The 10,908-nt window shown below is 34.9% G+C and carries 8 protein-coding genes and 1 riboswitch; of the genes, 4 read left to right on the top strand and 4 right to left on the bottom strand.

The genetic code is table 11. The features are described 5' to 3' along the window. Positions 1-284: 284 nt before the first annotated feature. Entirely contained in the window at positions 285-1,535 is a 1,251-nt protein-coding gene (gene metK, locus ABWO08_RS04945; RefSeq protein WP_353083948.1) for a methionine adenosyltransferase, read from the bottom strand. 298 nt (positions 1,536-1,833) lie between these two features. Then, positions 1,834-1,938, top strand: a riboswitch (SAM riboswitch). 210 nt (positions 1,939-2,148) lie between these two features. On the opposite strand from metK, the gene ABWO08_RS04940 reads away from it, so the two are divergent. From ABWO08_RS04940 to metF, 3 genes are all read left to right on the top strand, one after another. Then, a complete protein-coding gene (locus tag ABWO08_RS04940; RefSeq protein WP_353083947.1) occupies positions 2,149-3,120 on the top strand; it encodes a homocysteine S-methyltransferase family protein in 972 nt (323 codons plus the stop codon). A 14-nt stretch (positions 3,121-3,134) separates the two neighbouring features. Beyond that, positions 3,135-5,810: a methionine synthase gene (gene metH / locus ABWO08_RS04935; RefSeq protein WP_353083946.1), complete on the top strand. Its 2,676-nt coding sequence runs from the start codon at positions 3,135-3,137 to the stop codon at positions 5,808-5,810. A 72-nt stretch (positions 5,811-5,882) separates the two neighbouring features. After that, positions 5,883-6,842: a methylenetetrahydrofolate reductase [NAD(P)H] gene (gene metF / locus ABWO08_RS04930; protein WP_353083945.1), complete on the top strand. Its 960-nt coding sequence runs from the start codon at positions 5,883-5,885 to the stop codon at positions 6,840-6,842. A 1-nt stretch (position 6,843) separates the two neighbouring features. Here metF and ABWO08_RS04925 read toward each other — a convergent pair whose 3' ends face one another. Genes ABWO08_RS04925 through gldA form a run of 3 tightly spaced genes read right to left on the bottom strand, consistent with a single transcriptional unit; the run spans position 6,844 to position 9,603 of the window. Then, positions 6,844-7,593 carry a head GIN domain-containing protein gene (locus ABWO08_RS04925; protein WP_353083944.1) on the bottom strand — a complete coding sequence of 250 codons (750 nt, stop codon included), beginning with the start codon at positions 7,591-7,593 and terminating at the stop codon, positions 6,844-6,846. 3 nt (positions 7,594-7,596) lie between these two features. Beyond that, the gene (locus tag ABWO08_RS04920; protein WP_353083943.1) at positions 7,597-8,685 is read right to left on the bottom strand and encodes an acyloxyacyl hydrolase; all 1,089 of its coding nucleotides are present in this window, start codon (positions 8,683-8,685) and stop codon (positions 7,597-7,599) included. 18 nt (positions 8,686-8,703) lie between these two features. After that, positions 8,704-9,603, bottom strand: coding sequence for a gliding motility-associated ABC transporter ATP-binding subunit GldA (gldA, locus tag ABWO08_RS04915; protein WP_353083942.1), 900 nt, complete (start codon positions 9,601-9,603; stop codon positions 8,704-8,706). Between the two features lie 201 nt (positions 9,604-9,804). On the opposite strand from gldA, the gene ABWO08_RS04910 reads away from it, so the two are divergent. Beyond that, positions 9,805-10,887 (top strand): chorismate mutase, encoded by a 1,083-nt coding sequence (locus tag ABWO08_RS04910; RefSeq protein WP_353083941.1) that lies wholly within the window; start codon positions 9,805-9,807, stop codon positions 10,885-10,887. Positions 10,888-10,908 lie beyond the last annotated feature (21 nt).

The raw sequence follows: 10,908 nt of genomic DNA, 5'->3' as shown, positions 1-10,908 counted from the left end.
TTATGTGGGAGAGTATGTCGCCGCCTTTTTTTATAAAACTCCAATCTGAAAAGATTGGAGTTTTTTTGTTTTAGTGCGGCGTGTTCGCAAGCTCGGTTCGCCGCCTTGTCATTGTGAGGAGGAACAACGTGGCAATCTCATTTTCGCGTGAGGGATGGCAGCGATAATCCTTTGTGAAACAAAGATTACAGCGAACAGCCCGACCCAGAGGGGCACGCCCAAGTAACATAAAAAAAACAGCAGCCCTTTCAGACTGCTGTTAATGAAATAATAATTGGTTTCTTTTATAATTTAAAAGCTTCTTTCACTACAGCTACATAATCTAATTTTTCCCAAGTGAATAGTTCTACTTCAATAGTTTTGCTTATTCCACCTGGTGCAGCGAAGGTTTTTGTAACGGTTTTTGGAGTTCTACCCATGTGACCGTAGGCAGCAGTTTCACTATAAATAGGGTTTCTTAATTTTAAACGTTGCTCGATAAAATACGGACGCATATCAAAAATCTTTTCTACAATTTTGCTGATTTCACCATCTGTCATTCCAACTTTAGCAGTGCCATAAGTATCTACATAGATGGAGGTTGGTTTTGCAACTCCAATAGCATAAGATACTTGAACCAATACTTGATCGCATAATCCTGAAGCAACTAGGTTTTTCGCAATATGACGCGTTGCATAAGCCGCACTTCTATCTACTTTACTTGGATCTTTTCCAGAGAAAGCACCACCCCCGTGAGCTCCTTTTCCACCGTAAGTATCAACGATAATTTTTCTACCAGTAAGTCCGGTATCTCCGTGAGGCCCACCAATTACAAATTTTCCTGTTGGATTAATGTGGTAGGTAATATTATCATTAAAGAAATGTGCATATTGTGGGTATTTCGCTTTAATTCTAGGAATCAATATTGATACTAAATCGCTTTTAATTTTTGCCAACATTTTTGATTCTTCATCAAAATCATCGTGTTGTGTAGAAATTACAATCGCATCAATTCGTTGTGGTTTATTATCGTCAGAATATTCTAGAGTAACTTGAGACTTAGCATCAGGGCGTAAGTAAGTTATCTCAGAATTTTCTCTTCTTAAGTTTGCCAACTCAATTAATAAGGCATGCGATAAATCTAATGCTAAAGGCATGTAATTTTCGGTTTCGTTAGTTGCATAACCAAACATCATTCCTTGGTCTCCTGCACCTTGATCTTCTTTCTTAGCTCTGTCAACACCTTGATTAATATCGGCTGATTGCTCGTGAATTGCTGATAAAACGCCACAAGAATTAGCTTCAAACATGTATTCGCTTTTGGTGTAACCAATCTTCTTAATTACTTCTCTTGCAATGCTTTGTACATCAAGATAGGTATTCGATTTTACTTCACCAGCAAGTATAACTTGCCCTGTTGTAACTAAGGTTTCACAAGCTACTTTTGATTCTGGATCAAATGCTAAAAAATTGTCAATTAATGCATCACTAATTTGATCTGCTACTTTGTCTGGATGTCCTTCACTTACCGACTCTGACGTAAATAAATATGCCATAATAATTTTGTTTTTATACTGATTTCAGTATCAATTAATTAAATTTTTTAAGAAAAAAAGTGATTTGCAAAAAGTACTAAAGAAGAGGTTCTGCTTTAGCATTTTTTAATGAGGTTGCAATCAGTTCAAATTTTTCCTCTTATTCTGACTGCAAATGTAAGAAATCAATTTGAATTGTAAATGATTATAAATAAAATATTTTTGGCATCCTCACCCAAATGATTTGGATATTATTTTAAATAAATCTTGCATATAACAATTCTATGTCCGTACTTTGCAGAGTTCATAAACATATTGCTTGTTATCACGAAAGCCTGAGGGAATAGACCCTACGAAAGCTTAGCAACCCTACCCTGTAGAAGGTGCTACATTCTATTTCGATTTTATCGGAAAAAGATAACCACGAGAAAATCCCCTCTCCTTTCATGATAACTTTACTAATTTCAGAATTCCTTTTTGGATAATCTGAAGCAAATGGCTTGCGCATTTTAGCAATCCATTTTCCCGCTTTTCGTTGCTCCCGATAAAAAATCGGGATCCACTTCAATCGGGGCTAGCATTAAGCTATGTTTTGTGAAATTAATTATAATATTTAGTGTCAATACTATAAAATATGACTTTAATTGAACAAGCAATAAAAGAAAGAATCCTAGTTTTAGATGGAGCTATGGGAACGATGTTGCAACGCAATAACTTTTCCGAAGAAGATTTTCGCGGAGCGCGTTTCAAAGATTTTCCGCATCCTTTAAAAGGAAATAACGATTTACTTTCGATTACCCAACCCGAAGCTGTAAAGCAAGTCCACCGTTTGTATTTTCAAGCCGGTGCCGATATTGTAGAAACCAATACCTTCTCAGGAACAACCATTGGAATGGCCGATTACCACCTTGAAGATATCGTATACGAACTCAACTACCAATCAGCTAAAATTGCTCGTGAAGTAGCCAATGAATTTACCGATCGCCCTCGTTTTGTTGCAGGTTCAATTGGGCCAACCAATAGAACGGCATCTATGTCGCCTGATGTGAATGATCCAGGATACCGCGCAGTAACTTTTCATGATTTGCGAATTGCCTACAAACAACAAGTAGAAGCTCTAATTGATGGAGGTTGTGATGTACTTTTGGTGGAAACAATATTTGATACCTTAAATGCTAAAGCAGCACTTTTCGCCATCGAAGAAGTTAAAGAAGAACGAAATATTGCTATTCCAGTAATGGTTTCAGGAACGATTACCGATGCTTCTGGCAGAACACTTTCTGGGCAAACCGTAGAAGCATTTTTGATATCAATTTCGCACATTCCCTTATTAAGTATTGGCTTTAATTGTGCCTTAGGTGCCGATCAATTGAAGCCTTATTTGAAGCGCTTAGCTATGAATACCCAATTAAATATTTCGGCACACCCTAATGCAGGTTTGCCAAATGCTTTTGGACAATACGATCAAACGCCAATAGAAATGCAAGCGTTGATTAGAGAATATCTTAATGATAATTTAGTCAATATTATTGGAGGTTGTTGTGGTACAACTCCCGAACATATCAAAGCAATTGCAGAAGTTGCTAAAGATTTTAAACCAAGATAAATAGGATTTTAATTATGTCAAAAATAAACTTACAACTCTCTGGTTTAGAACCGCTTTTCGTTGATGAAAATTCCATTTTCGTTAATGTGGGTGAACGAACCAATGTTACGGGCTCTCGAAAATTCCTTCGATTAATTAAGGAAGAAAATTACGAAGAGGCACTTTCTATTGCTAGAGATCAAGTAGAAGGTGGCGCCCAAATTATTGATGTAAATATGGATGAAGGAATGTTGGATGGAGTTTATGCCATGACCAAATTCCTGAATCTTATTGCTGCCGAACCCGATATTGCTCGAGTGCCAATTATGATTGATAGTTCGAAATGGGAAATCATTGAAGCCGGACTGAAAGTAGTCCAAGGAAAAGGCGTCGTAAATTCTATTTCATTAAAAGAGGGCAAAGAGCAATTTATCCATCATGCCAAATTAATAAAGCGTTATGGAGCAGCAGTAATTATAATGGCATTTGATGAAAATGGCCAAGCGGATACCTATGAAAGACGTATTGAGATTTGTAAAAGAAGTTATGACATTCTAGTTAATGAAGTACATTTTCCGGCAGAAGATATCATTTTTGATCCTAATATTTTTCCGGTTGCTACCGGAATGGACGAACATAAATTAAATGCTTTAGATTTTTTCAGAGCCACCAAATGGATTCGAGAAAACTTGCCTTATGCTGGAGTTTCTGGAGGGGTGAGTAATGTTTCGTTTTCATTTCGTGGAAATGACAAAGTGCGTGAAGCTATGCATTCGGCGTTTTTGTACCATGCAATTCAAAACGGAATGACAATGGGAATCGTAAATCCTGAAATGCTTGAAATTTATGATGAAATTGATAAAACACTACTAGAACATGTTGAAGATGTTTTGCTTAATAGAAGGGAAGATGCTACCGAGCGATTATTAGAATTAGCAGAAAGCTTTAAAGGAGTAAGTGCACAAAATTCGGAATCGAATAAACAAGTTTTAGAATGGAGAAATGGTTCGTTTCAAGAGCGATTAACGCATGCTTTAGTAAAAGGAATTGATGAATTTATTGAAGCCGATGTAGAAGAAGCTCGAATCAATTCAAATAAAGCCATTGAAGTTATTGAAGTCAACTTAATGGCAGGAATGAATGTGGTTGGCGATTTATTTGGAAGCGGAAAAATGTTTTTGCCACAAGTGGTGAAATCAGCGCGTGTAATGAAAAAAGCAGTGGCCTATTTGTTACCTTTTATTGAACTCGAAAAAGACAGCGCTGCTTCATCCAGCAACGGCAAAATTGTTTTAGCAACCGTAAAAGGTGACGTACATGATATTGGTAAAAATATTGTGGCAGTAGTTTTGGGTTGCAACAATTTTGAAATAATTGATCTCGGGGTTATGGTTCCGCCAGAGAAAATTATTCAGGCGGCGGTAGAGCACAATGCAGATATTATTGGGTTAAGCGGATTGATAACACCTTCGTTAGATGAGATGGTTTATTTGGCCAAAGAGTTAGATAAATTAAATATTAAAATTCCGGTAATGATTGGTGGTGCCACTACATCTCGCGCCCATACTGCAGTGAAAATTGCTCCAGAATATAAAGCAACCGTGGTTCATGTTAATGATGCTTCTCGAGCCGTAACTGTAGCCAGTAATTTGCTTCAAGCAGATACTAAAGACGATTATACTAAGTCCATTCGCGAAGAATACGATACGCTTCGAGAAGGGTATTTAAGCAGAAGCAGAGATAAGAATTTCTTATCAATTGAAGAGGCGCGAAAAAATAAATTGCAGCTAAATTGGGATCAATTTACTCCAGTTAAACCCAATTTTATTGGCACCAAAACTGTTGAAGTTAACTTATCGGAATTGGTTGATTTTATCGATTGGACTCCGTTTTTTAGCTCTTGGGAATTGTATGGAAAATATCCAGCTATATTAACTGATGAAGTAGTTGGAGAACAAGCAACTAGTTTATTTGCGGATGCGCAAATGATGTTGCATAAAATTGTCTCTGAAAATTGGCTTACTGCAAAAGCGGTGCTTGGAATTTTTCCTGCTAATACTATAAATGACGACGATATAGAAGTTAATCTTCCAACTTCTAGCTTCCAACTTCTAACATTAAGACAGCAATCTCAAAAAACAGCAGGCGCTCCAAATATTGCGTTAGCTGATTTTATTGCGCCAAAAGAAACCGGAAAGCAAGATTATATTGGATGTTTTTGTGTTACAACAGGATTTGGTGTGGATGAAAAAGCAGCCGAATTTGAAAAACAATTAGACGATTACAATGCAATTTTAGTAAAAGCATTGGGCGATCGTTTCGCTGAAGCCTTCGCAGAATATTTACATTTAAAAGTTCGTAAGGAAATTTGGGGTTATGCCTCCGATGAAAATTTATCTAATTTGGAATTAATTTCCGAAGAATATAAAGGAATTCGCCCGGCTCCAGGTTATCCAGCTTGCCCAGATCATTTAGAAAAACCAACCATTTGGAAGTTGCTAAATGTAGAGCAAGAAATAGGAGTTAAACTAACCGAAAGCATGGCCATGTGGCCTGCAGCATCGGTATCGGGGTATTATTTTGCAAACCCACAAAGTAAGTATTTCGGTCTTGGAAAAATAAAAGAAGATCAAGTAATAAATTATGCCAAACGAAGAGGAATTTCCACCGAAATGGCGCACAAATGGCTTAGCCCAAACATAGCAGATTAATAATAAGGTTAAGGTTTAAGGCGTTAGTTTTAAGTACTATTACCCTAGACCTAAGACCCAAAACCCAAAAATATGAAAGTAACGCAACATATCGAAAACGCTAAAGGAAAACCCTTGTTTTCTTTTGAAATTTTACCGCCTTTAAAAGGACAAAACATTCAATCAATTTTTGACAGTATTGATCCGTTAATGGAATTCAATCCACCATTTATAGATGTAACTTACCATCGCGAGGAATATGAGTTTAAGGAGTTGTCAAACGGTTTATTGCAAAAGAAAATTGTAAAAAAACGTCCAGGTACGGTTGGTATTTGTGCGGCTATTCAAAATAAATACAATGTAGATGCCATTCCGCATATTTTATGTGGTGGATTTACGAAAGAAGACACCGAAAATTTATTAATTGATTTGGACTTCCTAGGAATTGATAATGTAGTGGCACTCCGTGGCGATGCATTGAAAAATGAAACCTATTTCAAGCCCGAAAAAGAAGGAAATGAATTTGCCTCCGATTTGGTATTGCAAATAAACAACTTAAACAACGGAATTTATTTGGATGAAGATTTGAAAAATTCTGCAAAAACAAATTTTTGTATCGGAGTTGCAGGTTATCCAGAAAAGCATATGGAAGCCCCAAGTTTGGATAGTGATATTCATTTTTTGAAAGAAAAAATAAAAAATGGAGCAGATTACATTATCACTCAAATGTTTTTTGACAATAAAAAATTCTTTGATTTTGTAGAAAAATGTAGAGCAGCAGGAATTACTATTCCAATTATTCCGGGGTTAAAACCTATTTCAACTAAGAAGCAACTGAATTTAATTCCACATCGATTTAGTATTGAATTGCCTGATGATTTAATTATGGCTGTAGTGAAAGCTAAAGATAACGATGTGGTAAAACAAATAGGGATTGATTGGTGTATCCAGCAAAGTAAAGAATTAGTTGCTGCCGGAATTCCGGTATTGCATTATTATTCGATGGGGAAAGCAGAAAATATTAAAGCTATTGCTTCAAAAGTATTTAAATAGCCTAATTGTAAATTACATGCCCTTGATACAATTGCTGCACATCTACAATTGGCGGGTTGTTTTTTAGAATTATATTTCCCGTGCTTACCATTTTACCGGTTATGCTTTGAATTGGTCTTACAATCATGTCGTTTGAAGCTCTATGAAACACACTTATATTTTGTGCAATTAAATTAGAAGCATCAATTCTGCTATCACCAGACCAAAAATTAATTATTTCTGTATTTGTGGTTCCCGAAATATAAAATCGGGACACATTATTACTTTCTATTTGCATAATATCGTTATTTACAATAAAATGAAAATCTCCTGTGCCAGCACTATTTTCTCCATCTCCAATTTTATCAATTGAAAATAATTTTAAAACAGGAAATGTTACCACTCCGTTTGAGCTGATATCTTGTTCTGTTTTTGAATAAATTTCTTCTAATGTTGGTGTTGTAATATAAATAGTAGTTTGGCCATATTCTCTAAGCCAATTGCAACTCGAATTATCAGTAAAAACCAGTTGATTGTTAATTTGAGTAACCGAAATATTATCAATTATATTACTTCCCGATTTTATTTCTACTCTATACTCAGGTCCTTGAGTAATTTTTACCGCTATTCCTCGGTATACTTTTATTCGTGTAAACGGATTTACAGATACTGTTTTTGTAACCATTTCTCCAGCACTTTCAATGCATTCGCTTGGCTTTTCACACGAAATGAAAATTAGAAGTAAACTAAATAAAAAGTAAATTTTTCTCATATTTTATAATCTTACTCCTATGCCAAATTCCAGTGCTTCTGCATAAAACATATGAGTTTTTACTGAAAAACCTGTGTAAATTTTTGAGTTGAAATGATACTTAAATCCAATTCGGTCATAAACTACTAAATCATCTTTAAATGGACGGTAAATATAATATCCTACTTGCCCTTCTAAAGAAATTTTATTGATAAATAATTCATATCCAACAAATAAACCTACTCTTTTGTAATCGGTGTTGGCATCTAAATTCATTTCTGGATAGGCAATCGACATGTATCTTATATAATCTTTAATTGAATTTGTTAAGAATAATTCGGTTCCAAATTGCAATGCACTCTTCCTGTTGAATCGTTTATCAATAAAAAACGAAGCATGATAAAACGGATATTGTCCACTGCCAATTATAGCACTTTCATTGTAACCACTTCGTAAAACAAAATTATATTTAATTGGTTCACTATAGTCTTTCTTAACTAATGTTGTGTCGATACTTCTTTTGTTATTGTTTGAAAAATCATAATTCAATCCAACATTTACTAAAAATGTATTGATGCCACTATTAGGAGTTTTAGTTCTGCCATTTGAAAAATGAGTAAATAAGAAACCAGCTTGTACTCCTAGATTATCAATTAAATGTTCTTTTTTATAAGATAATCCAATGTTGGTATTCGCCATTAAGGTTGACCCAAATGCTCTGTTTTTACTGTTTTCTACTTTATCATAAGGATTTGTAGCATAACCAATTCCTTGGGAAACTTTTAATTGCAGGTGCCTATTTAAAAAATAAAAATTATATAAAGCACCAAGCCCAAAACACTTTCCTAAAAAGTCGTTATTGTAGTTTTGATATTGTAAATACATCCCATAATCTGGGTAATTATACGCTTTATGCCATTCTTCTTTTCCGTGTGTTTGTTTCAATAAGCTAACCATCATTCCGTTTGGATGACCTTGCAAATGATATAAATCGATTGTATGCGGAATTACATTGCCACGAAATAAGGAAACTTCAATGGCATTGGTGTCGTTGTTTTCTTGACCAAAAACAGCTAATGAAAATAAGAGAAAAACGAAGTAATACTTTCTCATTCTATAATTTTAGCATCTTTATTTTGCTGTTTTTTCTCTAAAAATTTCTTCTAAGTTTTTGCTTTTCAAGTTAAGTTGTAAGATTTTTAATCCGTTTTCTTGTGCAAAATCAAATACCGAAGAACGGCAATCGTTCTCGGTTTCAAAGGTCAATTCCCAAACTTTATCGTGGGTATTTTTTGTATTTTTTAATTGGGCTAATTTTGAAAATAAACTTTCTTCCACCGCTTGATCAAATTCTACTTCAATAACTTGCTCCTGAATTTCAGATACCAGTTTATCTAGTTTTTTATCAGTAACTATTTTGCCGTTATTAATGATAATCACTCTATCGCAAATGGCTTCCACCTCTTGCATGATGTGCGTTGAAAGAAAAACTGTTTTATTTTTTCCTACATTTTTTATAACATTTCGAATTTCTACCAATTGATTTGGATCCAATCCGGTGGTAGGCTCATCCAAAATCAAAACATCGGGATTGTGTAAAAGTGCTGTGGCCAACCCAACTCGTTGTCTGTACCCTTTAGATAATTCGCCAATTTTCTTATGGCTCTCCGAAGTTAATCCAGTCAACTGGATTACTTCTTCTATTCTAGTTTTTGCAACTTTATACACATCGGCATTAAAAGCCAAATATTCTCTTACATATAAATCCAAATACAACGGATTGTGTTCTGCTAAATACCCAACCGAAAGTTGCACCACCTTTGGACTTAGGGTAACATCATTCCCATTTACTATGGCAGTTCCTTCATCGGCGTTAATATAAGTCGTTAGTATTTTCATTAAGGTAGATTTTCCAGCACCATTTGGACCAAGAAAACCAACTATTTCACCCTTTTTTACAGAAAAAGTAACATTGTCTAATGCTTTTTGAGCACCATAACTTTTAGAGATATTTTGAACTTCTATAGACATAGACTTGATATTTGAAGCAAATGTAATAATTAATATAGGAAAACTAAAACCATTAAAACAGATAACGAATAAATAGCACTATTATGATAAATTTGAAATTATTAACGCAGTTTTGGTATTTGTTTCTATGTAAGTTGCTATTGGTTTAGTAATTTTGTCACAAATCAATCCATTTTATTATTGGATTAGACGAAAACCCAAATGAACAATAGTAAAGCAAGTAAGACCTGGTTAAACGAACTTAATTTTTCTCACCCTCTAATTATAGCTGGACCTTGTAGTGCAGAAACGGAAGAGCAAGTTCTTAAAATAGCTCATGAATTGAAAGATTCTAAAGTCTCCATTTTTCGTTCTGGAATTTGGAAACCTAGAACGCGTCCAGGAGGATTTGAAGGTGTTGGAGAAATTGGACTTAAGTGGTTGCAAAAGGCAAAAGCAGAAACCGGTTTGCTAATGGCGGTAGAAGTTGCAAATGCAACCCATGTAAAACTGGCATTAGAGCATGATATTGACGTGCTTTGGATTGGTGCTCGAACAACGGTAAATCCCTTTGCAGTGCAAGAAATAGCTGATGCTTTGCAAAATACGGATAAAATCGTTTTGCTTAAAAATCCGGTAAATCCCGATTTGTCTCTTTGGATTGGTGGTGTGGAACGATTACAAAATGCCGGAATTAAAAAACTAGGAATTATACATCGTGGTTTTTCAACTTATGAAAAAACTAAATATAGAAACAACCCCGAATGGCAAATTGCTATTGACATACAACATAAATATCCCGATTTGCCAATAATTATTGATCCTTCGCACATTACTGGAAAACGCGATATGATTTTTCAAGTTACCCAAGAAGCACTCGATTTAAATTATGATGGGATGATTATTGAAACCCACATCGATCCCGATAATGCATGGAGTGATGCTGCTCAGCAAGTAACCCCAACGCGGTTAAAAGAGATTATTTCGAATTTAATTATTCGAAAAGAAACAGATGATGCTGATGATTACCAGCAAAAGTTATTAAAATTGCGTTTACAAATCGATGAATTTGATTCAAAATTATTGGATGTAATAGGAAAAAGAATGCAAGTAGCCGAAAGTATTGGAGCACTTAAAAAAGAAAAAAATGTGGCCGTGTTGCAAAATAAAAGATGGAATGAAGTTTTAGAAAAAATGATTTCCGATGGAAGTCAGAAAGGCTTGAGCGAAGAATTTATAGTTCAGTTTTTTAAAGCCATTCACCAAGAAAGCATCACCCACCAAGAGAAGATATTTAATTCATAAGATTTTTGAATGTGATTAACG

This window comes from Flavobacterium sp. (assembly GCF_040383245.1).
Classification (GTDB): Bacteria; Bacteroidota; Bacteroidia; order Flavobacteriales; family Flavobacteriaceae; genus Flavobacterium.
Note: the sequence above shows the minus strand (reverse complement) of the source record. Positions and strands in the feature narration are given on the sequence as shown.

Coding starts and splice junctions, on each gene's coding strand:
- metK (WP_353083948.1), bottom strand. CDS start 1,535: ATGGCATATTTATTTACGTCAGAGTCGGTAAGTGAAGGACATCCAGAC.
- ABWO08_RS04940 (WP_353083947.1), top strand. CDS start 2,149: ATGACTTTAATTGAACAAGCAATAAAAGAAAGAATCCTAGTTTTAGAT.
- metH (WP_353083946.1), top strand. CDS start 3,135: ATGTCAAAAATAAACTTACAACTCTCTGGTTTAGAACCGCTTTTCGTT.
- metF (WP_353083945.1), top strand. CDS start 5,883: ATGAAAGTAACGCAACATATCGAAAACGCTAAAGGAAAACCCTTGTTT.
- ABWO08_RS04925 (WP_353083944.1), bottom strand. CDS start 7,593: ATGAGAAAAATTTACTTTTTATTTAGTTTACTTCTAATTTTCATTTCG.
- ABWO08_RS04920 (WP_353083943.1), bottom strand. CDS start 8,685: ATGAGAAAGTATTACTTCGTTTTTCTCTTATTTTCATTAGCTGTTTTT.
- gldA (WP_353083942.1), bottom strand. CDS start 9,603: ATGTCTATAGAAGTTCAAAATATCTCTAAAAGTTATGGTGCTCAAAAA.
- ABWO08_RS04910 (WP_353083941.1), top strand. CDS start 9,805: ATGAACAATAGTAAAGCAAGTAAGACCTGGTTAAACGAACTTAATTTT.